Source organism: Citricoccus sp. NPDC055426 (assembly GCF_040677445.1).
Taxonomy (GTDB): domain Bacteria; phylum Actinomycetota; class Actinomycetes; order Actinomycetales; family Micrococcaceae; genus Citricoccus.
Genome location: NZ_JBFARZ010000002.1, coordinates 339,486 through 363,687 on the forward strand (window position 1 = coordinate 339,486; position 24,202 = coordinate 363,687).

Sequence of the window (24,202 nt, forward strand, 5' to 3'; positions counted from 1 at the left end):
CCGAGACCAGGTGGTCCGGGGCGTCGGGGGCGGGCAGGGTGGCCGGAGCTGAGATCAGACCGACCGCTTCCGGAGCCGGCGCCTCTCACGCTCGGACAGGCCACCCCAGATGCCGAACCGCTCGTCGTTGCCGAGGGCGTACTCCAGGCATTCGCTGCGCACGGTGCACGAGGCGCAGACCTTCTTGGCGTCACGCGTGGACCCGCCCTTCTCGGGGAAGAAGGCCTCGGGGTCCGTCTGCGCACAGAGGGCATCGACCTGCCAGGCCAGCTCCCCCTCCACGTCCAGCGGGTCGGCCAGGCCGGGCAGGCCCAACCACACGGAGGCCTGAGCGGCCGATTCCGCCGCCCGTTCGTCTGCCTCACGCCGGGGGTCCGGGCTGCCGGGGTGCAGGACCGTGACCGTGGCATCGTCGAGGGCCGTGGCCGGGGAATCCTCGGCCGCGTCATGACCGGCGAGGAAGGCCGTGGCCTGCTCCTCGAGGGAGGTGCCGGCCTCCAGCCGGCGGGCCGCATCTGGATCGGCCGGATCCAGGAACCAGTCTGCGGGCACGCCGCGGCCCGGATGGGGCCCATCCGTCAATGGCTGGCCGGCCGCACCGTTCCGGTGGGCATCGATCTCGTGGACCTCGTCGAGGCGCTGGGCGTTCTCCATGTGATTCCTCCCCGTTCTCACGCTGGTTCATCCCGTCACCGGTGGTTCCGGTGTCTGCGGATCGGGCAGGGCTCCTGACACGCCTTCCGACCACACCCCGCGGCGCCGGGCGCGCCCGGACCAACTGACCGCCGGAACACCGGCGGCAGCGGGGAAACTGTGGTGGGCGGTGGGAAGCGCCGTGGTCACCATGACCGTTCCACGGTGAATTACACCGGTGTAACTCGCGGTTAGTCAAGCCGGGGCGGCAGAATAGAGGGACGGGAACGGCCCGGTACCTACCGACACGCCGCCGAGCCGACACGCCGGGGACGGCGTGGGGTCCGGCCCCGTCGCCGCGGTCCACCCCGCGGCACCCACCGGCGAAAGGACCCTCATGGTCACCCTCGGCACCAACCTACCCGGCGGCAGCGCAGGCCGCAGCACCGGACGGACGGACTGGTTCGCCGCCCTGGCGGCGTCCCCGCGGCCCGCCGTGGTGGACTACGCCGCCGGCGGTCAGCGGGTGGAACTCTCCGGACGGGTGCTGGCCAACTGGGGCGCCAAGACCGCCAACCTTCTCGAGGCCGAGGGACACGGCCCCGACGCCACGGTCCTGGTGGACCTGCCGCTGGACTGGATGTCCCTGGCCGCCCTGCTGGGTCTCGCCCGGGCCGGCGTCGCGGTGGTCTTCGCCGGACCCGCCACCGAGACCGGTGGCGGGACAGAGAGCCTCGGGGGTGCCGGCCAGCACGCCGACCTCATCCTCACCGGGACGCCCGGGAGGTGGGCCGACCACCCCGCCGACCTGTGGACCGTGGCCCCGGGCTCGGACCCGGGCTCGGGCTCGGGCTCGGATCCGGGCTCAGCCGAGGGCGCAGGCACCAGCCTCCCCGCGCACGCCGTGGACTTCGTCACCGAGGTGCGCATGCAGGCCGACCAGTGCCATCTGCCGCTGCCCGGCGGGCCGGAGGGGCTGCCGGCGCTCGCCGAGGCCTGGGAGGACCTCACGGCCCGTGAGGGTGCCGCCACGACGGCGTCCCGCCTGTCCGTCCGGGAACGCGGGCTGGTGGCGGCCGCCGCCGGTGCCCGCCTGGACCTCGCGGTGGCCCGCGCGACGGCGCGGACGTGGGACCTGGGCCAACCGGTGATGCTGGTGCCGGAGTCCACCGCGCCGTTTAGCGCGGCGACCGACCGGCAGGTGGCGGCCGAGTCGCTCGGAGCGTCGGTCTAGCGGGGTTCGGCCGGCGTACGCGCAGAGGGGGCGGACGAGCCCTGGGCCACGGGCCCGCCGGTGGCCGGAGCCGTCCCGGCGGCACCCTTCGTGCGGTGCCGGCGCGGGGTGTCGGCGGTGCGGATGACCGGCAGCTCTCCGGTGAGGCGCTCCCGGTCGTCCTTGAACCTCGGGTCCGCGTCGAGCTCCTCGGTGAACACCCAGAAGCGGTAGGCGAAGAACCGGAAGATGGTGCCCAGGATGAGGCCGACCACGCTGCCGGCGATGAAGATGCCCGTGGTGGAGGTCACGCCCAGGCCGTACTGCGCCACGAACACGCACGCGGCGGCGATGCCCATGCCGATGACGTTCATCACGGCGAACAGCACGAACTCGCGCATGAGGTTGTTCTGCCGCCGGTGCCGGAAGGTCCAGAACCGGTTGGCGATGTAGGAGAAGACCGTGGCCACGGTGCTCGCCACGACCTTGGACTTGACGTTGCTGCCCTCCATGGGCCCGTGCATGAGCCAGAGGAAGATCCCGGAGTCCACCACGAAGGCGGCCGCCCCGACCACGCCGAACTTGGCGACTTCCCGCCAGAGCATGGCGACCAGGGCCACGACCCGTTGCCACAGGTTGCTGATCATGGGCGTTGGTGGACTCCTTACGGATGGTCACGGTCGAGAACAGTGCGGCGCCGAAAAAGAAATGGGCGCAGAAATCGGAAAATACCTTTGCACACTGTAGACCGGATTTCTGCCCGTTTCCTGACAACTGGACGGCCCCGGGCGGTTCTGCGGGGACCCGGCGGCTGGGCTGGTTACCCTTGGTCCGTGACTTTTCCTGTGATCGGTGTAGTTGGCGGCGGCCAGTTGGCCCGCATGATGGCCCCGGCGGCCACGGCCCTCGGGGTCCGGCTGGAGGTCTTGGCCGAGGGCCCGGACGTCTCGGCCACCTCGGCGGCCCCGCACACGGTGGGTGACTACCGTGACCTCGAGACCCTGCGCGCCTTCGCCGCCGGAGTGGACGTGGTCACCTTCGACCACGAGCACGTCCCCGCGGGGCACCTGGCAGAACTGCTGGCGGCCGGCGTCAACCTGCAGCCGGGCCCGGACGCCCTGCAGTACGCGCAGGACAAGCTGTTGATGCGCGCCGCCTGCGACCGGCTCGGACTGCCCAACCCGGCCTGGGCGGCGGTGTCCACCGTGGCCGAGCTGATCGACTTCGGCGAGCGGCTGGGGTGGCCCGTGGTGCTCAAGACCCCGCGGGGCGGTTACGACGGCAAGGGCGTGCGGGTGGTGCGTTCGGCCGCCGAGGCCGCGTCCTGCGGCGACTGGTTCGAGCTGGTCTCCCCCACCGGGTTCGAGGCGCTGCTGGCCGAGGAGATGGTGGACTTCTCCCGGGAACTCTCCGCCCAGGTGGCCCGCACCCCCTCCGGTCAGACGGCCCCCTATCCCGTGGTCGAGTCGATCCAGACGGACGGCGTGTGCGATGTCGTGACGGCCCCCGCCCCGGGCCTCGACGCCGGGATCGCCCGGGCCGCCCAGGAGGCCGCCGTCGCGCTGGCCGAAGGCCTCGGCGTGACCGGGATGCTCGCGGTCGAGCTGTTCGAGACCCCGGGGACCGGCCCCGGGTTCATGGTCAACGAGCTCGCCATGCGCCCGCACAACTCGGGTCACTGGTCCATGGACGGCGCCGTCACCGGCCAGTTCGAACAGCACCTGCGCGCCGTGCTGGACCTGCCCCTGGGGTCCACGCAGCCCCTCGGGGCCTATACCGTGATGAAGAACTACCTCGGTGGGGCCAACCAGGACCTGTACGCGGCCTTCCCGGCCGCCATGGCCGCCCACCCCGAGGCCAAGATCCACGCCTACGGCAAGTCCGTGCGCCCGGGCCGGAAGATCGGCCACGTCAACGTCACCGCGGCCCGCCCCGAGGACCTCGACTCGGCACGCCGGGCCGCGGAGGACACCGCCGCCATCATCAGTGAGGGCTCGCAGAGCCAGCAGGAGCAGTCATGAATCCCAGCGCAACCCCGCCCGACGTCGCCACCGCGCGGGTGGCCGTGGTCATGGGCTCCGACTCCGACTGGCCCGTCATGGTGGCGGCCGCCGCGGCACTGGAGGAATTCGGCGTCCCGTACGAGGCCGACGTCGTCTCCGCCCACCGCATGCCGCACGAGATGGTGGCCTTCGGCACGCAGGCCCATGAGCGCGGGATCCAGGTGATCATCGCCGGTGCCGGCGGGGCCGCCCACCTGCCGGGCATGATCGCCTCCACCACCCCCCTGCCCGTCATCGGCGTGCCCGTGCCGCTGAAGACCCTCGACGGCATGGACTCACTGCTCTCGATCGCCCAGATGCCGGCCGGCGTGCCGGTGGCCACCGTCTCCATCGGCGGCGCCCGCAACGCCGGCCTGTTGGCCGTGCGCATCCTGGCGGCCGGGGCCGGCCCGGAGGCGGACCGGCTGCGGACCGGACTCGTGGAATTCGCCGCGCAGCTGCGGGACACCGCGAGCGCCAAGGGCGCCCGGTTGCGCGAGTCCCTCGTGGACCGTCCCGGATACCGGCCGTGATGGCCGCCCGTGGCTCCCTGCTGAACCCCCGTGCCGCGGGCGGGGTGGACCCGGTGCGCCATCCTGAGGCCCTGGGCACGCCCCAGCGGACCAAGCGCGGTTGGATCCTGCTGCTGCTCACCCTGCTGATCCCCGGTGGAGCCCAGGTGGTGGCCGGGAACCGTGGACTGGGCCGGGCCGCGCTGCGCGTCACGCTCACCGTCTGGGCCCTGGTGGTCCTGGCGCTCGTGCTGCTGGTGGTCCGGCGCCAGCTGTTGGTGCAGGTCCTGGCCAACACCTGGGTCCAGCTCGCCGGGATCGTGGTGCTCGCGGCGCTGGCGGTGGGCTGGCTGGTGCTGTGGATCGACACCTTCCGGCTGTTGCGGCTGCGCCTCGTGGCGCCCGGGATGAAGCCGCTGCTGGCCTTCTCCACGGTGCTGCTGCTCGTGGTGACCTCCGGCGCGCTGGGCTACGGCTCCTACGCGGTCAACGCCGGTCGCAACGCGCTGAACGAGATCTTCGCGCCCGGGCCCGCGATCGAGCCGGTGGCCGGGCGCTACAACTTCCTGTTGATGGGCGGGGACGCCGGCGAGGGGCGCATCGGGCTGCGCCCCGACTCGATCCATGTGGCCTCCGTGAACGCCAGCACCGGCAGCACCATCCTGTTCTCCATCCCCCGGAACTTCCAGAACGCGCAGTTCACCCAGGACTCCCCCCTGTGGCAGGCCTACCCCGACGGCTTCAGCTGCGGCGACGAGTGCATCATCAACCACCTCTACGTGGACGTCATGCGCAACCACCAGGACCTCTTCCCCGGTGCCGCGGATCCCGGCGCCGAGGCCATGATGGATGCCGCCGGCGGGATCCTCGGCCTGCAGATCCAGTCCTACGCCCTGGTGGACATGGGCGGGTTCTCCCAGCTGATCGACTCCATGGGCGGCGTCACCGTCACCTCGGGGGGCTGGACCACCTACCGCGGCACCCGTCCGGACGGGGTGTGGGGCAACGCCTGGTGGGGTCCCGGCACCTATGACTTCGACGGCGAGCAGGCCCTGGCCTTCGCCCGGTCCCGCCACTTCTCCACCGACTACTCGCGCATCCGCCGCCAGCAGTGCATCCAGTCCGCCATGCTGGCCCAGTTCAACCCGCAGACCCTGGTCACCCGGTTCCAGGGCATCCTGGACGCCGGCGAGCAGATCGTGGAGACGGACCTGCCCGGTCAGCAGCTGGGGACGTTCGTGGGCCTGGCGGCCCAGGGACAGTCCCAGGGCATGGACCGGCTGACCATCGGGCCACCGGACTTCCTGGGCGAGGACGGCCGGTTCACCACCTACCCGGACTTCGACGAGATCCACTCCCGGGTGGCCGACATGCTGGCCGAGGACGGCACCCCGCAGGCCGCCGGGGCCCCTCCCGCGCCACTGCTGTTCGTGGACGCCGCGGCCGGCCTCCGGGCCGCCTCCGAACCCGCTGCCTCCCAGGGGCCGACCGAGGACGGCAGCGACCCGGAGGCGTGGCCGGCGCCGCCCACCCAACCGGACGGCAGCGAGATCACCGAGGAGTACCTGATGCACCTCGAGGACACTTGGCAGTCCGGCCTGCTGGAGGACGCCGCCTCCACCAACCACCTGTGCGTGGCGGGCTAGCCCGGCAGGATGACCCGGTCGGGCCCCGTGGGCTGCGGCCCGTGGTTACGAGGCCGAGGGCTCTGTGGCCTGCAGCCCATGCCCGGCGATCAGCCGTTCCACGAGGTGTTCGGCGATCGCCAGGGATGAGGTGGCCCCCGGGGAGGGGGCGTTGCGCACGAGGGTCGCCCGGCCGATGTCCTCGATGACGAAGTCGTCCACGAGCCGGCCGGCGCGGTCCATGGCCTGCGCCCGGATGCCGCGGGTCAGGGGCGTGGACTCGGCGCCGGTCAGGGACGGCACGTACTGCGCCGCCTGCGCCAGGAACCGCTTCCGGGACACCACGGCGGCGAACTCCCGGGCGGCCGCCCGGGAGTTGCGGGAGGCGAACCGCCAGAAGGCGCCGGAGGCGGCCACCTCGAGACTGTCCCGCACCCCGGGCCGGCGCCCCGAGTAGTTCTCCCGCCCCAGGGAGAGGAAGGCGTTGGGGCCCACCAGCATCTCCCCGTCCACGCGCTTGGTCAGGTGCACGCCCAGGAACGGGTAGGCCGGATCCGGCACCGGATAGACCAGGCCGTTGAGGATGCCCCGGTGCTCCGGCGCCAGCTTCGAGTACTGCCCGAAGAACGGGACGATCCGGGGATACTCGTCCCCGCCGGCCAGCCGGGCGAGGCGGTCCGACTGGAGCCCGCCGCAGACGATGACGGCGTCGAAGGCCTGCGTGCCGTGCTCCGTGGTGATGGCGCACCGCTCGGGCCCGTTGGCGATCGCCGTGACCTCGGCGCCCAGGTGCACGGTGCCGCCGGCCGCGCGCACGTCCTCGAGCAGGACGCGCGTGATCGCCGGATAGTCGATGATGGCGGTGCGCGGGGAATGCAGCGCCAGCCGCCCGGTGGCCCCGGGTTCGATCTCGCGGATCCGCTCCGGCCCGATCAGTTCGACACCGGGCACCCCGTTGGCCACCGCCCGCTCGTGGATGGCGCGCAGCCGGCCCTCCTCCTCCGGCCGCAGGGCCACCACCAGCTTCCCGCACTCCTCATACGGGACGCCCTTCTCCAGGGCCAGGTCCCGCAGCAGGTCCACCCCGCGGCGGCACAGCCGGGCCTTGAGGCTGCCGGGCTCGTAGTACAGACCGGCATGCACCACCCCGGAGTTGTGTCCGGACTGGTGGGCGGCCGCGGCCGGCGCCTTGTCGAAGACCGTGACGTGGTCGGCCGGGAAGCGCCGGGTGAGTTCCCGGGCCGCCGCTGCGCCGAGGATCCCCGCCCCGATGACGGCAAAGGAGTTCATGCCCCCAACGTACCGGCGCCTCCCCCGCGGGCGGGCGCGTGGAGGGCACCCGAGCACCTCGTGCGACCGGATGCAGACCGGTGCGGCTCCGTCCGGCCTGGTCCGGCCTGGTCCGGCCGGGCCACCGCGAAGACCTCGATAGGCTGGGACCATGTACCTCTTGCGCGCCCCCCTCCGTGACTACGCCTGGGGTTCGGTCACCCTGCTCGCCGAGCTGCAGGACCGGGTCCCCACCGGCCGTCCGGAGGCCGAGCTGTGGATGGGGGCCCACCCGAGTGCCCCGGCCGGCGCCGTCCCCGCCGGGGATCCGCAGGACGATCCCCTCCCCTTGAACGAGTTGCTCGGCGCAGATCCCGACCGCCTCCTGGGCGAGGCCTCCCGCTTCGGCCGCCTGCCCTACCTCGTGAAGCTGCTGGCCGCCGGCCGCCCGCTGTCCATCCAGGCCCACCCCACCCTGGACCAGGCCCGGGCAGGTTTCGCCGCCGAGGAGGCCGCGGGGGTCCCCGTCTCGGCCCCGCACCGCAATTACAAGGATGACAATCACAAGCCCGAGATGGTGGTGGCACTGACCCCGTTCGCGGCCCTGTGCGGGTTCCGCTCCGCGGCGGACACCGGCACCTCGTTCCGCCGGCTCGCCGACGTGCTGGCGGAGAATACCGGGCTGGCAGAGAATGTCGGGCTGGCAGAGGACACCGGGCACGACGACGGCCCGGCCGGTCCCGCAGACACCCCGGCTGAGATCCCGGCCGGCTCCTTGGCCGAGACGGTGGCCGGCTACGCCGACCGGCTCCTGGGCTCCGGTGACGGCGTCGACCCCGCCGCCGAGTCGGCGGCGATCGAGTCCGTCTTCTGCGACCTGCTGGACCCGGACGGGAACTGGGCGGCGGGCACCTGGGTGCGGGCCGCCGTCGCCGCCCTGGCCAAGGCACCGCGGGTGCTGGACGAGGACCTGAACCTGGCCACCGCCGTGGGGATCGCCGAGCACTACCCCCAGGACCCGGGGGTGCTGGTCTCGGTGCTGCTGCACCGCCTGGACCTGGCGCCGGGCCAGGCCATCCACCTGCCCGCAGGCAATGTGCACGCCTACCTGTACGGGCTGGGCGTGGAGGTCATGGCCGCCTCGGACAACGTGCTGCGCGGCGGGCTGACTCCCAAGCACGTGGACATCCCGGAGCTGCGCAAGGTCGTGGCGTTCGAGTCGGTGCCCGTGCCCTACTCCACGCCCGCCTCGGACGGGCCGGGGCACCTGGTGTTCCGGCCGCCCTTCGAGGAGTTCCAGGTGGAGCGGCTGGACCTGCCTGCCGCGGACGGACGCGCGCTGTCCGCCCGCGGCCCGGTCCTCGCAGTGTGCACGGCCGGCCGGGTACGGGTCTCCGCCGGCTCGGACACCGCCGAGCTGGCCCCGGGAGAGTCGGTGTTCCTGGGGGCGGACGAGCCGGCCGCCACGGTGCACGGCAGCGAGGGTGCCGACGAGGGGACCCTGTTCGCGGTCACGCTCCCCTGAACCCCCGCAACCCACAACTGGCGGTCGGATCCGGCCCATCCCGGGGTTACCCGCCAGTAGATGGGCCGGATCCGACCGCCAGTTGCGTCGGTGGTGCTGCGGGGCGGGACCGGTCAGCGGACCGGGGTGGCCTCCGGGCCGATCCAGGGCTCCCACTTGCGGGCCTGGTGCTCTGCCTCGATCACGCGGACGGTGCCGGACTTCGAACGCATCACCATGGACTGGGTGGTCACGCGGTCGTTGTAGTAGCGCACGCCGCGCAGCAGGTCGCCGTCCGTGATGCCGGTGGCCGCGAAGTAGGCGTTGTCCGTCTTGACGAGGTCGTCGGTGGTCAACACCGCGTCCAGGTCGTGGCCGGCGTCGATGGCCTTCTGCCGCTCGACGTCGTCGACCGGGGCCAGCCGGCCCTGGATGACGCCGCCGATGGCCTTGATGGCGCAGGCGGTGATGATGCCCTCCGGGGTGCCGCCGATGCCCAGCAGCATGTCCACGTCCGTGTCATGGCGGGCGGCGGCGATGCCACCGGCCACGTCACCGTCCATGATGAACTTCACGCGGGCGCCGGCATCCCGGATCTCCTGGACGAGCTGGTCGTGGCGTGGGCGCTCCAGCACGCAGATGTTCAATTGGCTGACCGGCTTGTTGAGGGCCTTGGACACCAGATGGATGTTCTGCTTGATCGGCAGGCGCAGGTCCACGAAGTCGGCAGCCTCCGGGCCCACCACGAGCTTGTCCATGTAGAACACGGCCGAGGGGTCGAACATGGCCCCGCGCTCGGCCACCGCGAACACGGACAGCGCATTGGGGTAGCCCATGGCGGTCAGGCGGGTGCCGTCGATCGGGTCCACGGCCACGTCCACCTCCGGCCCGGATCCGTCACCCACGTGCTCGCCGTTGAACAGCATGGGGGCCTCGTCCTTCTCGCCCTCGCCGATGACCACCACGCCGTTCATGCGCACGGTGTCCATGAAGGCACGCATGGCGTCCACGGCCGCGCCGTCGGCCGTGTTCTTGTCCCCGTAACCCACCCAGTGGCCGGCCGCGATCGCCGCCGCCTCGGTCACGCGGACCAGCTCCATGGCCAGGTTGCGGTCCGGCTTCGTGCCGGAGACCGCCAGGCTCGGGCTCAGGATGTTGCGATCGGCGAAGGTGGTCCCCGCCGGCTGGTTCGGAACGTCGTTGTTCACGGGCTGGTCAGTGGTCACCGAAATACTCCGTCTGTGGGGGATCTTCTCCATCTTCCATCCTAGTGTCCCGGCGAATGGCAGAATGGTCCGGTGACCTCCCCCCAGCCCACGGCGGATCCGGCCGGTGCCCCCGCCCCCAAGCCCCGCCTGACCCAGAGCCAGGCCAAGCGGGCCGGACAGTCGTCCCGCGCCATGGTGCTGTCCGTGCTGGCCACCCTCGGGATCGCCCTACTGGTGGTGCTGCTCAACCCGCCGAACGCTGAGCGGGAACGCGAGTCCACCGTGGACGTGGCCACCACCGCCGAGCAGGCCTCCGCCACCGCCGGGTTCACCGCCACGGCACCGGCCGTCCCCGAAGACTGGAGCGCCAACTTCGCCCGCTGGAACGGGGCCGGCACGGACCAGGTGGAGTTCTGGGAGGCCGGCTACCTGACCACCGAGGAGGACTTCGCGGGGTTCAAGCAGACCACGCAGGCCAATCCGACGTGGTTGTCCCAGCAGATGGACAACGCGCCGGCCACCGGGACGCGGTCCGTGGACGGGACGCAGTGGGACCTCTTCGAGCCGGTTGATGGCGACCGATATCTGGTGGGCGAGGTGGACGGGACTACCATCGTGGTCAGCAGTTCGGGTGCTCTGGACGATCTGGACACCCTGGCCTCGGCCATCCAGCACGATCTCCAGGAAGGCTGAACCCATGACCGACCGCACCGACCTGACCGCTGCCACCTCCCCGGACGGCACGGCCCTGACACCGGCTGCGGCCTGGGAACTGCTGCGGGACGGCAACGCCCGCTTCACGGGCGGCACCTCCGACCACCCGAACCAGGATGCCGCGCGCCGCACCTCCCTGACGAACGAGCAGCATCCGATCGCCGTGATCTTCGGCTGCTCGGACTCGCGTCTCGCCGCCGAGATCATCTTCGACGTGGGCCTGGGTGATGTGTTCGTGGTCCGCACCGCCGGCCAGGTGATCGACGACGCCGTCCTGGGGTCACTCGAGTACTCCGTGGACGTCCTCGACATCCCGCTGATCGTGGTCCTGGGCCATGACAGCTGCGGCGCCGTAACCGCGGCGGTGGACTCCTACGTCTCCGGTGAGATGCCCCCGGGTTTCATCCGCTCCCTCGTGGAGCGGATCATCCCCTCCGTGATCTCCGCCCGCCGCGCCGGGGTCAAGGACGTCAACGGCACGGTGGCGGAGAACGTCCGCCAGATCAGCTCCCGGCTGATGGAGTCCTCCCTGTCCGTGGCGAAGGCCGTCAACGAGGGCCGCACCGCCATCATCGGCGTCACCTACTCCCTGGACAACGGCACAGCCAACCCGGTCCGGATCATCGGCGACCTGGATCCGGACGAAGTCGGCTGAACCGTCGGCTGAGCCCTCGGCTCACCAGTCGCCCGAGCCTCAGCCCCGGATCAGGTGGCGGGCCCGGGCCACCGTCACGGCCTCGGTCCGGTTGCCCACCCCGAGCTTGCCGAAGATGTGGTTCAGGTGCGTCTTGACGGTGGCCTGGGAGATGAACAACCCGGCCGCGATCTGCTGGTTGGTCCGTCCCAGCGCGAGTTCCTCGAGGATCTCGATCTCCCGCAGGCTGAGCGCCGGTTCCGTCCCGGCCCCGCCGCCCAGCACGCGCCGGGCCAGCTGCGCCGGCAGGACCAGGCTCCCGGCGGCGGCCTGGGCGACGGCGTCACGCAACTCCTGGGCGGAGGCGTCCTTCAGGAGGTAGCCCAGCGCCCCGGCGGAGACCGCCGCCTGCACGTCCGAGACCGTCCCGTAGGTGGAGACGATGAGCACGGGCACCTGCGGGTGGGTCCGCCCCAACTGCTCGGTGGCCTCGATCCCGCTGGGACCCTGGCCCAGTTCGATGTCCATGACCACCACGTCCGGGCCCTCGCCCCGGCCCTGGAGCCGGTCCACGGCGGCGTGCGCCTCGGCTGCCGTGGAGGCCTCGGCCGCCACCTGCAGCCGGCCCGCGGACTCCAGCACGGCCCGCAGCCCGGCCCGGACCACGGGGTGGTCGTCCACCAGCAGGATCCTCAGTCTCGAATCGCTCATGCCCTCTCCCCTCGATGACCCCATCGTGGCAGGCTCAACGCGACCACGGTTCCCGTCCTCGAATCGCCCGGCTCGAGGGCGTCCTCCACCGTGAGGGTCCCCCCGGCGCGGGCGGCGCGGTCCCGCATGGTGGCGATGCCGAAACCCTCGGGGCTGCCGCCGCGGCCGGCACCGTCGTCGAACACGTCCAGGGTCACCTCGTCCCGGTGGACGGCGAAGCTGACCACGCAACGACTGGCCCCCGCATGCTGGAACACGTTGGCAAGCGCGGACTGGGCCACCCGCAGCACGATCGTGGCCGCCTCCGCCCCCAGGCCCCGGTCATCGCCGGGAACCCGGAAATCCACGGTGAGCGGGGCGCCCGCCGAGCGCGCGGTGTCCTGGGTGCTGCGGCAGACGGCGGCCAGCTCCGCGGTCAGACCGGCCCCGGGGCTGCGCTGCTCCACGAGGGCGCGCGCCTGGGCCAGGTTCTGAACGGCGGAGCGCTCGATCTGCCGCAGCTGGCCGGCCAGGGGCTCGGCGGGCTGCTGCTCCTGGGCGGCGCGGGAGAGCAGCACCACGGAGGCCAGGCCCTGGGCCAGGGTGTCATGCAGGTCCTGAGCCCAGCGCTCGCGTTCCCGCATGGCCCCGGCATGACGCTCGGACCGGGCGAGGTCGTCCCGGGTGGCCTGCAGTTGGGCGGCGATACGCCGCTGGGTGCGGGCCTCGGCGTAGAACAGCGTGTAGGCGGCGGACATGGCCACCGCCACCACGGCCCCGATGACGGGCCCCACCACGGCGCCGATCCCCAGGGTGCCCTCGTGCCACCAGAACCCCGCCAGCACCACCGCCGTCAGCGCCACCACCAGGGCGAGCGCCAGCGGCACGGAGCGTGGGCCCACCACGTGCAGGTGCAGGAAGAACAGCGGGAACACCAGCCAGGCGAAGTCCACGTGCACCGCCATCAGGCCCAGCCAGGTCAGCGTCACGGCGGCCAGCCAGAGGACCTGGCCGCGCACCACGATCCGTCCCGCCGCGCCCTGACGGCGGCCGTCGCTGCGGCGCTTCTCCACGACCGTCCCGGCCAGGTAGATCGCCGCGAACACCGCGGCCAGGATGCCGACCTGCCAGATCAGGCCGTGGTCACCGGCTCGCACGGCCGGCGCCAGCGAGCGGACCAGGCCGATGACCAGCAGGCCGGCCACGGTCACGTGCAGCAGGACGCGCATGGCCGCCAGCAGGGCCGGGATGCGGCTGTCCTCCGCCGGGTTCGGCACGGGGCGGGAGGGCCGTCGAGAGGTCCGGCCGGCCGGCGTCCGGGGCGGGAGTGAGAAGCGTGCGGAGCCCATGGGTGCAGGGTAGCGCGGCCTTCCCCCGCCCCTCGCGCCGGGAATCAATCGAAGGGTTGATCTGGCTCCGGCCGGGTGGCCGATGTGCACCGACGCCGACGACGGAAGGCTGGAGATCAGCCGCACCGGAGCGCCACCGGCTCTCCGACGCCCAGACCTCCACCGAGCACGTACCGCTTCACCCACCCGCTACACCCGAGGAGTCCTCCCGTGTCATCTCCCGCCAGCCCGCTGTTCCTCTCCCTGCGGGACGTCCGTTTCTCCGCCGGACGCTTCACCCTGATGGGTGCGGTGGTCGGGCTGATCGCCCTGTTGCTGGTCTTCCTGACCGCCCTGACCAACGGGCTGGCGCACCAGAACATCTCCGCCGTCACGGCCTGGGGCGAGGCAGCCACCACCTCCGGTGCGGAGGCCAGCGATGTCACCGTGGTCTTCGGCGCGGCGCACGCGGAGACCACCGAGGACGTGGAGTCGGACTTCACGGCCTCCTCCGTCACCGCCGGACAGCTCGAGGGCTGGCAACAGGACCCCCAGGTCCGGTGGGCCGAACCCGTCGGCGTGGGCCAGGCCCGCGCCGATTCCGGCAGCGCCGTGGCCGCCGTGACCCTGATGGGCCTACAGGCCGACAGCCGACTCACCCCGGGCGCCCAGGACGGCGCCACCGTGGCGGACGGCGCCCTGATCAGCGCCACCGCCGCCGGGCAGCTCGGTGTGGGCGCCGGGGACGAGGTGTCCGTCAACGGCCGCGAGGTGCCGATCTCCGGGACCATCGAGGACCACTGGTACTCCCACACCCCCGTGCTCTACCTGCCCCTGGACACCTGGGCCACCGTGACGCATGCCCCCGAGGGCACCGCCACCGTGTTGGTCGCCGGCACCGGGCACGACGCCGGCCACGCACCGGCCGCGGCACGGGAGACCACCACGGTGGCCACGGATGTGGACGGCGCCCTGAGTGCGCTGCCCGCCTACTCCTCGGAGAACGGCTCGCTCGTGATGATGCAGGCCTTCCTCTACGGCATCTCCGCCCTGGTGATCGCCGCCTTCATGGCCGTGTTCACGCTCCAGCGCACCCGGGACATCGCTGTGCTCAAGGCCCTCGGCGCCACCACGGGGTGGGTCGTGACCGACGCCCTCACCCAGGCCGGGATCGTGCTGCTGGCCGGTGCCGCCGTCGGCGGTGCCCTGGGCCTGGGCGGGATCGCCCTGGCGTCCGGCGTGGTGCCCGTGCAGGTGGACGCCGCCGCGGTCGCCATCCCGGTGGCCGTCACCGTGGTGCTGGGGATGGTGGCCTCGGTGGCGGCCGTCTGGCGCACCTGCCGCGTGGACCCGCTCGTGGCCCTCGGCGGCAGCTGAGCCCCTGCCGTCCCCACTCCCCCGCCCCGTTTCCCACTGATCCAGAAGGATTCCCCCATGCTGCACCTGTCCGACGTCACCCTGACCTATCCCGACGGCGAGAACGGCACCCTCAACGCCCTGGACCGCGTGGACCTGACCGTCCCGGCCGGCCAGATGCTCGCCCTCGTGGGCCCCTCCGGATCCGGCAAGTCCTCCCTGCTGGCCGTGGCCGGCGCCCTCGTGACCCCCACCTCCGGGACCGTGCACCTCGGCACCCAGGGTCCATCTGGACCCCGTGCACCGATCGAGATCACGGGGGCCAGCCAGGCCGAGCGGGCCCGGTTGCGGCTGGACCACATCGGGCTGGTGTTCCAGCAGCCCCAACTGATGCCCTCCCTGACCGCCCTCGAACAGCTCCAGCTGGTCGGGGTGCTGCGCGGAGCCCGGCCCCGTGCGCTTCGGGCGGCGGCCAGGGAGGCCCTGGCCGCCGTCGGGATGGAGTCCGCGGCCAGGAGGCGGCCCCACCAGCTCTCCGGTGGACAGCGGCAGCGCGTGAACATCGCCCGCGCGCTGATGGGAACGCCCTCCGTGCTGCTCGTGGACGAGCCGACCTCGGCCCTGGACCAGCACCGCTCGGAGGACGTCATGGAGCTGATCGCCACCCTCACCCGCGAGCTGGGCACGGCCACCGTGGTGGTCACCCACGACCTGGAGTTCGTGGACGTGGCGGACCGGGCGGTCACCCTGCGTGACGGGCGGCTCGCGGAGCACGCCAGCGTCTAAAGTGGGATTCATGACCGATTCTTCGCAGCAGCCCACCGGGCAGCAGACTGAACAGCAGTTCCGCATCGAGCACGACACCATGGGCGAGGTGAAGGTGCCGATCGACGCCCTGTACCGGGCGCAGACCCAGCGCGCCGTGCAGAACTTCCCGATCTCCGGCAAGCCCCTGGAGCCCGCCCACATCCACGCGCTGGCGCAGGTCAAGAAGGCCGCCGCGAAGGCCAACGCCGAGCTCGGCGTCATCTCCGCCGAGCGTCGCGATGCGATCGTGGCCGCCGCGGACGAGGTCATCTCCGGCACGCATGACGACCAGTTCCCGATCGACGTGTTCCAGACCGGCTCCGGCACCTCCTCGAACATGAACACCAACGAGGTGCTCGCCAACCTGGCCACCCAGTCCCTGAAGGCCGCCGGCTCGGCGGACGAGGTCCACCCCAACGACCACGTCAACGCCTCCCAGTCCTCCAACGACGTGTTCCCGACCTCGGTGCACGTCGCCGTGACCGGGGCCCTGATCAACGACCTGAAGCCGGCCCTGGAGCACCTCGCCGTCTCCCTGGAGAAGAAGGCGGACGAGTTCGCCTCCGTCGTCAAGTCCGGCCGCACCCACCTGATGGACGCCACCCCGGTCACCCTGGGCCAGGAGTTCGGCGGCTACGCCGCGCAGGTCCGCTACGGCATCGAGCGCGTCGAGGCCTCCCTGCCGCGCGTGGCCGAGGTCCCGCTGGGCGGCACCGCGGTGGGCACCGGCATCAACACCCCGAAGGGCTTCTCCGCCCGGGTCATCGAGCTGTTGGCCGAGGAGACCGGCCTGCCGATCACCGAGGCCCGCAACCACTTCGAGGCCCAGGCCAACCGCGACGGCCTGGTGGAGGCCTCCGGCCAGCTGCGCACCATCGCCTACTCGATGATGAAGATCAACAACGACCTGCGCTGGATGGGCTCCGGGCCGAACACCGGCCTGGGCGAGATCGCGATCCCCGACCTGCAGCCGGGCTCCTCGATCATGCCGGGCAAGGTCAACCCCGTGATCTGCGAGGCCGCCATCATGGTCTGCGCCCAGGTCATCGGCAACGACACCACCGTGTCCCTGTCCTCCACCAACGGCGCCTTCGAGCTGAACGTCGGCATCCCCGTGATGGCCGCCAACCTGCTGGAGTCCATCCGCCTGCTGGCCAACACCTCCCGCGTGATGGCGGACAAGATGATCGACGGCATCGAGGCCAATGTGGAGCGCGCCGCGTTCCTGGCCGGTGCCTCCCCCTCGATCGTCACCCCGCTGAACAAGGTGATCGGCTACGAGGCCGCCGCGGAGATCGCCAAGCACTCCGTGGCCCAGAAGATGACCGTCCGCGAGGCCGTCATCGACCTCGGCTACGTGTCCCGAGGCGAGGTCACCGAGGAGCAGCTGGATGCGGCCCTGGACACCATGTCCATGACGCGCCCCGCCTGACCCACCACCAGATGACGCTTTGAGGGCAATCCCACCGTGGGGATTGCCCTCAAAGTGCCTTAACGGTGGTCTAGCGGTGGTCCAGGGGTGCTCCAGCGGTGCACGGGGGCGGCCGTCCGCCGTCAGGAGACGAAGCGGGCGCCCTCGGACTCTTCGAGGCCCCAGGCCAGGGCACGGGCGTGCAGCGCCGGCAGCTCGGGCAGCCCGTCGAGGGTGAACCATCCGACGGCCGTGTTCTCGTCATCGTTGACCCGCGCCTCGCCGCTGACGTAGTCCATCACCATGACCACATCCAGGTACCGCGCCTGGTCCCCGTTCGGATAGGTCACCTCACCCGTGGTCCCGACGCCGGCCAGCCGCCGCGGTGCGCACGTTACGTCGGTCTCCTCCAGGGTCTCCCGCACGGCGGTCGACGCCGGCTCCTCACCCGGTTCGATGATCCCGGCCGGCAGCGTCCAGCGGCCGTTGTCCGCGCGGCGGACCAGCAGCACCTCGAGCTCCGACCCGGCGTCTGACCCGCCGCCCGCCGCGGCACCGTCGCGGCCGCCGCGCAGGACGACCGCCTTGCACCCGGGCAGCCACAGGGGCGCCGTGCCGACCTTCTCGCGCAGGGACAGGATGAACTCTGGAGTGGGCATGCCACCCACGCTAACCGCCCGCACCCCGATCAGAGGAGTAGAGCCACCGCGGTGCCGGCGAGCATGGCCGGGCCGAAGGGAAGATGCGTGGAACCGGTGGCACGGCGGGTCACCACCAGCGCCAGGGCCACCAGTCCGCCGGCCATGAAGCCGAGGACGATGGCCGCCAGAAGGTGGTCCCAGCCGAGCCATCCGGCGTAGAGCCCCAGGCCGCCGGCCAGCTTGACGTCTCCCATCCCCATTCCGGTCCGGTTGATCAGGTGCAACAGCAGCATGAGCGCCAGGTAGACCGCACCCCCGCCGAGCATGGACCAGAACCGGGACCAGCCGACGTCGTCCACCAGGCATCCCAGACCGAGCGTGAATCCGCCGCCGGCCGCCAGGGCGCCGGTCCACGGGTTGGGCAACCGGTGCTCCCGCAGGTCCATGACGGTCAGCCTCACGGCACACACGGCGAAGACCACCAGCCCGGCCGCCAGGGCGGCCAGCAGTAGCCAGTTCCCCTCGCGGGCGGCCGCGGCCAGGATCGTCGGCATGCCCTCAGCCTAGAGCGGCGGGCCGTGGTGCGGGGCACCAGTCACTAGGCTGTGGACATGTCACCCGCCGATCCCGTCCGACGCCCGTCCTCCCGCCATCGGGTGATCGAGAAGCTGCGCTCCTACCCCGCCTGGATCCAGCGGGCCCTGCCCGTGCTGGGCCTCGCGCTGCTGCTGTGGGTCCTGGAGATCATCGACCTGTTCCTGGGCGGATGGCTCAACCAGTTCGGGATCCAGCCGCTGGAGCCCTCGGGCCTGCCCGGCATCCTCTTCGCGCCCCTGCTGCATTCGGGGTTCGGCCACCTGATCTCCAACACGGTGCCCCTGGTGGTGATGGGGACCATGATCGCCTGGCTGACCCGCAGGTGGTGGCTGATCACCGCCGGCATCTGGCTGCTGGGCGGGCTCGGCACCTGGCTGATCGGCGGAATCGGGACCAACCACATCGGCGCCTCGGTGATCGTCTACGGCTACGCCGCGTTCCTGGTGGCCTACGGGATCCTCGCCCGTCGGTTCACCGCGATCCTGGCGGCGGTGGCCGTGGTGCTGCTCTACGGCGGGATCGTCTGGGGCTTCCTGCCGATGAACCCGCGCATCTCCTGGCAGGGGCACCTCGCCGGTGCCGCGGCCGGCGTGCTGGTGGCCTTCGCGGACACCAAGCAGGCCCGGCGGGACTGGCGCGAGCGCCGCGAGGCCCTCGGAGGCGGGTGAGCGACGTGGCCGTGACGGCGGTGGGCGACCGGCCGTCGGGCTGGCCAAAGGTCCCGCCAAGACTGACCAGAAGTCGAATGGTGTGACTTTCCACTAAATGGTAGGAATCACGGCCGTCTCGGAGTATGCTGAAGTCGCTTCCATCCGTGCGACACCGACTCATCTCCGTGAACCGTCAGTGGAAGCAGCAAGGCTCCATGGCCTCCATCCCGTTTCTAGGGGCCATGGTTGCGGTGGATCATCCCCCGGTCCCCCTCATCCCCCCTCCGCGGGGGCCCGGACGGAGTTCACCCCTAGGGGCCGTCGCACCCAGTGCGACGGCCCCTAGTTCTCTCTTCCCGTTCATTCTCCCCGGCCGCTCAGATGCTGGCGTCCTCGAGCAGCTCCGTGACCAGCGCGGCGATCGGCGAGCGCTCCGAGCGGTTCAAGGTGACATGCCCGAACAGCGGGTGGCCCTTGAGCGTCTCCACCACGGCGGCGATACCGTCATGGCGGCCCACCCGCAGGTTGTCCCGCTGGGCCACGTCGTGGGTCAGCACGATCTTGGAGTTCTGGCCCATGCGGCTCATCACCGTCAGCAGCACGTTCTTCTCGAGGGACTGGGCCTCGTCCACGATCACCCAGGAGTCGTGCAGGGACCGGCCGCGGATGTGGGTCAGCGGCAGCACCTCGAGCATGCCGCGGTCCACCACCTCGTCCAGCACCTCGGTGGACACCAGGGCGCCGAGGGTGTCATACACGGCCTGGCCCCAGGGGTTCATCTTCTCGTTCTCCGAGCCCGGCAGGTATCCCAGCTCCTGGCCGCCGACGGCGTACAGCGGGCGGAACACCACCACCTTGCGGTGCTCGTTGCGCTCCATCACGGCCTCCAGCCCGGCGCACAGGGCCAGGGCGGACTTGCCGGTGCCGGCGCGGCCGCCGAGGGAGACGATGCCGACGTCCGGGTCCAGCAGCAGGTCGATGGCCAGCCGCTGCTCGGCCGAGCGCCCGTGCAGGCCGAAGACGTCCCGGTCACCGCGCACCACCCGGGTGGAGCCGTGCTGGTCCACCCGGCCGAGGGCGGATCCCCGGGGCGAGGTGATGACGAGCCCGGTGTTCACGGGGAGGCCCTGGGTCTCGGCCAGGGTCACCGGCTGGTTGTCATACAGCGCACTGATCTCGTCCTCGCCGGCCGTGACCTCGGCCGTTCCGGACCAGCCGGAGTCCTTGACCAGCTCGTTGCGGTACTCGTCCGCCTGCAGACCCATGGCGGAGGCCTTCACCCGCATCGGCAGGTCCTTGGAGACCACCGTGACGTCCCGGCCCTCGTCCGCGAGGTTCTTGGCGACGGCGAGGATGCGCGAATCGTTGTCCGAGGTCCGGAAGCCGTAGGGCAGCACGTCCACGGAGATGTGGTTGAGCTCCACGCGCAGGGTCCCGCCCTGGGTACCCAGGGGGATGGTCCGGTTCAGGGATCCGTGTTCCAGACGCAGCTCGTCCAGCAGCCGCAGGGCCTTGCGGGAATAGAAGCCCAGGTCCGGGTCATCCCTCTTCCGCTCCAGCTCGGAGATGACCACGATCGGCAGGATGACCTCGTGCTCGGCGAAGCGCAACAGGGCCCGAGGATCGGACAGCAGCACGGAGGTGTCCAGCAGGTAGGACTTCTCGCCGACACTGACCCGCTCGTCGGGCTGGGCCGCTGCGGGGGTGTCAGTGACCAGGGTGTTCGTCAGGTGCTCCACAAGGACTCCAGACCGGGGCACACGCCCCGATGATCGAGGGTGGGTGGGGCGGACCGGCCGGGGCCGGGACGGCCCACCGTTTCGACGCTGTCTGGGATGACGGCATACGGCTTGGCCTTTCCGATCAATCCGCGGTGCGGATCCGAGACCAGGTGGCCCCGGCCGTTCCCGCCGGTGACTGATAACCCCACCGTAGGCCCGCACTGGCACCCGGGGCGGAAGGCGAGGGCCGTTTCCTGTGAACGTCTCGTAAACGATTCAGGAACCGAAGCGGCGCTGTCGGGAGGAGAAGTCCCGCAGGGCCCGGACGAAGTCCACGCGGCGGAAGTCGGGCCACAGGGCCTCGCAGAAGTAGAACTCGGAGTAGGCGGACTGCCACATCAGGAACCCTGAGAGCCGCTGCTCCCCCGAGGTGCGGATGACCAGGTCCGGATCGGGCTGGCCCCGGGTGTAGAGGCGGTCGGAGATCTGCTCGTCCGTGAGTTCCCGGGCCACCTCGGCGGCACCGCGGCCCTCGCCGTCGGCCTCCACCAGCAGCTCCTTGACGGCGTCCACGATCTCCCGCCGCCCGCCGTAGCCCACCGCCACGTTCACGTGCAGCCCCTCGGCATCCGCCGTGCGCGCCTCGAGGTCCGCCAGGGTGCCGGCGAGGCCGGCCGGCAGCAGCTCCGAGGCGCCCACGGCCTGCACGCGCACCCGATGGCCGTTGGGCAACCCGTCCCCCAGGCGCCTGAGGGTGGTCCCGATGATCCCGACCAGCTGCGCCAACTCCTCCGGCGGCCGGCTCATGTTGTCCGTGGAGAGCATGTACAGGGTGACCACCTTGATGCCGAACTCGTCACACCAGCCCAGGAACTCGTGGATCTTCTCGGCCCCGGCCTGGTGCCCGTCCGCGGTGGTGGCCCCGGAGGCCTTGGCCCACCGGCGGTTGCCGTCCAGCACCACCCCGATGTGCCGGGGCAGCTTGTCCCGCTCGAGGCCCGCCGCCAGCCGGCGCTCGTAGAAGCTGTAGAGGACGTTCGGTAGGTGCATGCGCGTCCCCTTGTCCGGTTCCCGGCGCCGCCGTGGGCGCGGCACCGGACTCATCGATCTCATCGTCGTCCCTACGGTAGCGAACTGACCCCGGCCCGCATGGTTACCCACGGGTAACATTCAGCCACCGGACGTATCCTGTTTCCATGGCACACTCCCCCCCGCCTGGCCCCCCGGTCGGCCCGACCGCTGCTCCCGCGACTCCCGACCGCCGCTGGCGCATGGACCGGGTGGTGGACCCCCAGCACCCCGACTTCAAGCCGCGGCTGCGCGGGTGGAGCCACGCGGCCATGACCCCGCTGGCCCTGGCCGCGGGCATCGTCCTCATCGTCCTGGCCCCGACCGCCACCCTGACGTGGGCCAGCGCCGTCTACGCCCTGACCGGTCTGCTGCTCTTCGCCGTCTCTGCCACCTACCACCTCGTGCAGTGGTCACCCCGGGTGGCGATCGTGCTCAAGCGGCTGGACCACACGAACATCATGCTGGTGATCGCCGGCACCTACACACCGCTCGCGCTGGCCCTGCTGACGCCGGAGAAGGCCGCCGTCCTGCTGGCGGGCGTCTGGATCGGGGCCGTGGCCGGCGTCGCGTTCCGGGTGTTCTGGACCGGGGCCCCGCGCTGGCTCTACACCCCCGTGTACGTCATCCTGGGGCTGGCAGCGCTGCTCTACCTGGGTGACTTCTTCGCCGTCAGCCCCGCCGCGGCCGTCCTGGTCTGCGTCGGCGGGGCCAGCTACATCACCGGGGCCGTGTTCTACGCCCTGAAGCGGCCCAACTTCCACCGCGAGTGGTTCGGCTTCCACGAGCTGTTCCATGTCTTCACCATCGGCGGCTTCGTGTGTCACTACATCGCGATCATGGTCGCGGTGCTCTAGGCCTAGCCTCCGGTTCTCGCTTTCAGACTCCGCGTCTGGGCAGGAGCCGGCCCCACCGTGATTGGATGGGCCCATGCCCACCGCCCCTGAGCCCACCGCCTCCCCGCCGCTCCCCGACCACCCCGTGGGGCGGATCACCGCCGTCCGCGTGGGGGCGGTGCGTACGGTGCGCTGGCGCGGAGAGGACGTGCCGACGGGCGCCTTCAAGGAGCCGGTCGAGGGGCCGGTGCCGCTCGGGATGACCGGCCTGGCCGGGGACGAGCAGGGCGATACGGTGCACCACGGCGGGCCGGAGAAGGCCGTGATGTACTATGCCCGCAGCCACTATGCCGCCTGGCGGGCGGACGGGCTCGACCTGCCCGAAGGGGCCCTGTTCGAGAACCTCACGGTGGACGGCCTGACCGAGGCCGACATCTGCCTGGCGGACGTGTGGCAGGTGGGCGATGCCGTGCTGCAGGTGAGCCAGTCCCGGCGTCCCTGCTGGAAGCTGTCCTCCCGCTGGGGCATCCCGGACCTGGCCCGCCGCGTGCAGGCCACCGGGCGCACCGGCTGGTACCTGAGGGTACTGACCCCGGCACCCGTGCAGTCCGGCCACCAGATGCGCCTGGTGGACCGGGCTCCGGGCGCCGTGGACCTCGCCGAGCTCTCCCGCGTCATGACCGTGGACAAGGACGACCTTGCCGCCGCCGAGCGCGTCCTGGCCTCCCCCGGGGTCCCGGACGGCTGGCGCGGCGCCCTGCAACGCCGGCTCGAGACGCGGAGGCCAGGCCAGGCGGGACGGACGGGCCAGGCGCGACGGACGGGCCAGGCGCGACGGACGGGCCAGGCGGAGACCTTCCCGGACGAGGACACCGACCGCCTCGGGCCGTGACCGTGCTCACGGCCGGAATACTTCCGGCTGACGACGGCGTTTCCCCAGTGAACTCTGACCTGTGAAACGTTGACCCGGCAAAGGAACCCATGTCCCCCTCGGCAGACAGCATCCGCAGCATCGGCATCCTCGGCGCAGGCCGCGTCGCCACGGCCCTGGCCCGCCGGGCCGTGGCGGCCGGATACGACGTGCGGATCGCCACCGCCAAGCCCGCCGCCGAGATCTCCCTGCTCGCCGAGATCGTCACCCCCGGTGCCACCGCCGTCGACGCCGCAGACCTGGCCCGCACGGACCTGACCGTCGTGGCGATCCCCCTGCGGAAGTACCGCGACCTGGACCCCTCGCACTTCGCGGGCCGGGCCGTCGTCGACGTCATGAACTACTGGGCCCCCACGGACGGCGAACTGGCGGATTTCGAGGCCGACCACCGTACCAGCAGCGAGGTCGTCCAGGACCACCTCGCCGGGGCCCTGCTGGTCAAGGCCTTCAACCACATCGGCTACCACGACCTCGAAGCGGATCACCGTCCCGCCGGCGCCGGCGACCGCCGGGCGCTCGCCGTGGCCGGCGACCACGAGGACACCCGGAGGGCCGTGGCCACCGTGATCGACCGCCTCGGCTTCGATGCGGTCGACGCCGGCCCGCTCGCCGCCGGTCGCGTCCTGCAGCCGGGCACGGAGATCTTCAACGGCAGCCACTCGGCCGCCCAGCTCAGCGGCCTGCTGGCTGAGGCCTGCGCCGGGGCGCGGGTGTGAGGCCCGGCCGGGCGGTGACTTGGCTGAGCGGCGGCTGAACGTTCACCGGGGGTTCATCCGGCGTCTGACCCGCGGCCCGAATGGCTTGCTGTAGTC

At 71.7% G+C, this 24,202-nt stretch carries 24 protein-coding genes; 14 read left to right on the forward strand and 10 right to left on the reverse strand.

Going from position 1 to position 24,202, the window contains the following annotated elements:
• Positions 1-54 precede the first annotated feature (54 nt).
• Positions 55-654, reverse strand: coding sequence for a WhiB family transcriptional regulator (locus AB0K08_RS05345; protein ID WP_363352419.1), 600 nt, complete (start codon positions 652-654; stop codon positions 55-57).
• 376 nt (positions 655-1,030) lie between these two features.
• On the opposite strand from AB0K08_RS05345, the gene AB0K08_RS05350 reads away from it, so the two are divergent.
• Positions 1,031-1,867, forward strand: a complete 837-nt coding sequence (locus AB0K08_RS05350) for a TIGR03089 family protein (RefSeq protein ID WP_363352421.1) — start codon at positions 1,031-1,033, stop codon at positions 1,865-1,867.
• On the opposite strand, the gene AB0K08_RS05355 is transcribed toward AB0K08_RS05350, so the two are convergent.
• Positions 1,864-2,493, reverse strand: coding sequence for a GtrA family protein (locus tag AB0K08_RS05355; protein ID WP_363352423.1), 630 nt, complete (start codon positions 2,491-2,493; stop codon positions 1,864-1,866). The genes AB0K08_RS05350 and AB0K08_RS05355 overlap by 4 nt on opposite strands.
• Before the next feature lie 186 nt (positions 2,494-2,679).
• Here AB0K08_RS05355 and AB0K08_RS05360 point away from each other — a divergent pair, with 186 nt between their 5' ends.
• From AB0K08_RS05360 to AB0K08_RS05370, 3 genes are read left to right on the forward strand one after another with little or no spacing between them, the layout of a single operon-like run.
• On the forward strand, positions 2,680-3,867 hold the full coding sequence (locus AB0K08_RS05360; RefSeq protein ID WP_363352425.1) for a 5-(carboxyamino)imidazole ribonucleotide synthase: 1,188 nt from the start codon (positions 2,680-2,682) through the stop codon (positions 3,865-3,867).
• Complete coding sequence (gene purE, locus AB0K08_RS05365) at positions 3,864-4,421, forward strand: 5-(carboxyamino)imidazole ribonucleotide mutase (protein ID WP_363352427.1); 558 nt, start codon at positions 3,864-3,866, stop codon at positions 4,419-4,421. The genes AB0K08_RS05360 and purE overlap by 4 nt, the downstream gene beginning before the upstream one ends.
• Positions 4,421-6,046: an LCP family protein gene (locus AB0K08_RS05370; protein WP_363352577.1), complete on the forward strand. Its 1,626-nt coding sequence runs from the start codon at positions 4,421-4,423 to the stop codon at positions 6,044-6,046. Before purE ends, AB0K08_RS05370 begins: the two co-directional genes overlap by 1 nt.
• A 45-nt stretch (positions 6,047-6,091) precedes the next feature.
• Here the strand turns inward: AB0K08_RS05370 and lhgO are convergent, their stop codons facing one another.
• Complete coding sequence (lhgO, locus tag AB0K08_RS05375; RefSeq protein WP_363352429.1) at positions 6,092-7,315, reverse strand: L-2-hydroxyglutarate oxidase; 1,224 nt, start codon at positions 7,313-7,315, stop codon at positions 6,092-6,094.
• A 151-nt stretch (positions 7,316-7,466) separates the two neighbouring features.
• Between lhgO and manA the strand changes: the two genes are divergently transcribed.
• Positions 7,467-8,819, forward strand: coding sequence for a mannose-6-phosphate isomerase, class I (manA, locus tag AB0K08_RS05380; RefSeq protein WP_363352431.1), 1,353 nt, complete (start codon positions 7,467-7,469; stop codon positions 8,817-8,819).
• Between the two features lie 113 nt (positions 8,820-8,932).
• Here the strand turns inward: manA and glpX are convergent, their stop codons facing one another.
• Positions 8,933-9,898 (reverse strand): class II fructose-bisphosphatase, encoded by a 966-nt coding sequence (gene glpX / locus AB0K08_RS05385; RefSeq protein WP_363352578.1) that lies wholly within the window; start codon positions 9,896-9,898, stop codon positions 8,933-8,935.
• Between the two features lie 198 nt (positions 9,899-10,096).
• On the opposite strand from glpX, the gene AB0K08_RS05390 reads away from it, so the two are divergent.
• Both AB0K08_RS05390 and AB0K08_RS05395 read left to right on the forward strand, forming a co-directional pair.
• Positions 10,097-10,699: a DUF4245 domain-containing protein gene (locus AB0K08_RS05390; protein WP_363352433.1), complete on the forward strand. Its 603-nt coding sequence runs from the start codon at positions 10,097-10,099 to the stop codon at positions 10,697-10,699.
• Positions 10,700-10,703: 4 nt separating this feature from the next.
• Complete coding sequence (locus AB0K08_RS05395) at positions 10,704-11,375, forward strand: carbonic anhydrase (protein WP_363352435.1); 672 nt, start codon at positions 10,704-10,706, stop codon at positions 11,373-11,375.
• A gap of 39 nt (positions 11,376-11,414) precedes the next feature.
• On the opposite strand, the gene AB0K08_RS05400 is transcribed toward AB0K08_RS05395, so the two are convergent.
• On the reverse strand, positions 11,415-12,065 hold the full coding sequence (locus AB0K08_RS05400; protein ID WP_363352438.1) for a response regulator transcription factor: 651 nt from the start codon (positions 12,063-12,065) through the stop codon (positions 11,415-11,417).
• Complete coding sequence (locus AB0K08_RS05405) at positions 12,062-13,393, reverse strand: histidine kinase (RefSeq protein ID WP_363352441.1); 1,332 nt, start codon at positions 13,391-13,393, stop codon at positions 12,062-12,064. Before AB0K08_RS05405 ends, AB0K08_RS05400 begins: the two co-directional genes overlap by 4 nt.
• A gap of 210 nt (positions 13,394-13,603) precedes the next feature.
• Between AB0K08_RS05405 and AB0K08_RS05410 the strand changes: the two genes are divergently transcribed.
• Genes AB0K08_RS05410 through AB0K08_RS05420 form a run of 3 tightly spaced genes read left to right on the forward strand, consistent with a single transcriptional unit; the run spans position 13,604 to position 16,967 of the window.
• Complete coding sequence (locus tag AB0K08_RS05410) at positions 13,604-14,749, forward strand: FtsX-like permease family protein (RefSeq protein WP_363352443.1); 1,146 nt, start codon at positions 13,604-13,606, stop codon at positions 14,747-14,749.
• Positions 14,750-14,806: 57 nt separating this feature from the next.
• Complete coding sequence (locus tag AB0K08_RS05415) at positions 14,807-15,514, forward strand: ABC transporter ATP-binding protein (RefSeq protein ID WP_363352445.1); 708 nt, start codon at positions 14,807-14,809, stop codon at positions 15,512-15,514.
• Between the two features lie 10 nt (positions 15,515-15,524).
• A complete protein-coding gene (locus AB0K08_RS05420) occupies positions 15,525-16,967 on the forward strand; it encodes a class II fumarate hydratase (protein WP_363352447.1) in 1,443 nt (480 codons plus the stop codon).
• 122 nt (positions 16,968-17,089) lie between these two features.
• Here the strand turns inward: AB0K08_RS05420 and AB0K08_RS05425 are convergent, their stop codons facing one another.
• Together AB0K08_RS05425 and AB0K08_RS05430 are read right to left on the reverse strand one after the other, a co-directional pair.
• Positions 17,090-17,605 carry an NUDIX domain-containing protein gene (locus AB0K08_RS05425; RefSeq protein ID WP_363352449.1) on the reverse strand — a complete coding sequence of 172 codons (516 nt, stop codon included), beginning with the start codon at positions 17,603-17,605 and terminating at the stop codon, positions 17,090-17,092.
• A gap of 29 nt (positions 17,606-17,634) precedes the next feature.
• Positions 17,635-18,141 carry a prepilin peptidase gene (locus AB0K08_RS05430; RefSeq protein ID WP_363352451.1) on the reverse strand — a complete coding sequence of 169 codons (507 nt, stop codon included), beginning with the start codon at positions 18,139-18,141 and terminating at the stop codon, positions 17,635-17,637.
• Between the two features lie 57 nt (positions 18,142-18,198).
• On the opposite strand from AB0K08_RS05430, the gene AB0K08_RS05435 reads away from it, so the two are divergent.
• Complete coding sequence (locus AB0K08_RS05435; RefSeq protein WP_363352453.1) at positions 18,199-18,852, forward strand: rhomboid family intramembrane serine protease; 654 nt, start codon at positions 18,199-18,201, stop codon at positions 18,850-18,852.
• A 359-nt stretch (positions 18,853-19,211) separates the two neighbouring features.
• On the opposite strand, the gene AB0K08_RS05440 is transcribed toward AB0K08_RS05435, so the two are convergent.
• Both AB0K08_RS05440 and AB0K08_RS05445 read right to left on the reverse strand, forming a co-directional pair.
• Positions 19,212-20,552 (reverse strand): PhoH family protein, encoded by a 1,341-nt coding sequence (locus AB0K08_RS05440; RefSeq protein WP_363352579.1) that lies wholly within the window; start codon positions 20,550-20,552, stop codon positions 19,212-19,214.
• Positions 20,553-20,831: 279 nt separating this feature from the next.
• A complete protein-coding gene (locus AB0K08_RS05445) occupies positions 20,832-21,605 on the reverse strand; it encodes an isoprenyl transferase (RefSeq protein WP_363352455.1) in 774 nt (257 codons plus the stop codon).
• Positions 21,606-21,826: 221 nt separating this feature from the next.
• On the opposite strand from AB0K08_RS05445, the gene AB0K08_RS05450 reads away from it, so the two are divergent.
• The 3 genes from AB0K08_RS05450 to AB0K08_RS05460 all read left to right on the forward strand — a co-directional run bounded on the left by AB0K08_RS05450 (position 21,827) and on the right by AB0K08_RS05460 (position 24,106).
• The gene (locus AB0K08_RS05450) at positions 21,827-22,480 is read left to right on the forward strand and encodes a hemolysin III family protein (protein WP_363352580.1); all 654 of its coding nucleotides are present in this window, start codon (positions 21,827-21,829) and stop codon (positions 22,478-22,480) included.
• A 73-nt stretch (positions 22,481-22,553) separates the two neighbouring features.
• The gene (locus AB0K08_RS05455) at positions 22,554-23,351 is read left to right on the forward strand and encodes an MOSC domain-containing protein (RefSeq protein WP_363352457.1); all 798 of its coding nucleotides are present in this window, start codon (positions 22,554-22,556) and stop codon (positions 23,349-23,351) included.
• 89 nt (positions 23,352-23,440) lie between these two features.
• Positions 23,441-24,106, forward strand: coding sequence for an NAD(P)-binding domain-containing protein (locus AB0K08_RS05460; RefSeq protein WP_363352459.1), 666 nt, complete (start codon positions 23,441-23,443; stop codon positions 24,104-24,106).
• Positions 24,107-24,202: the final 96 nt, after the last annotated feature.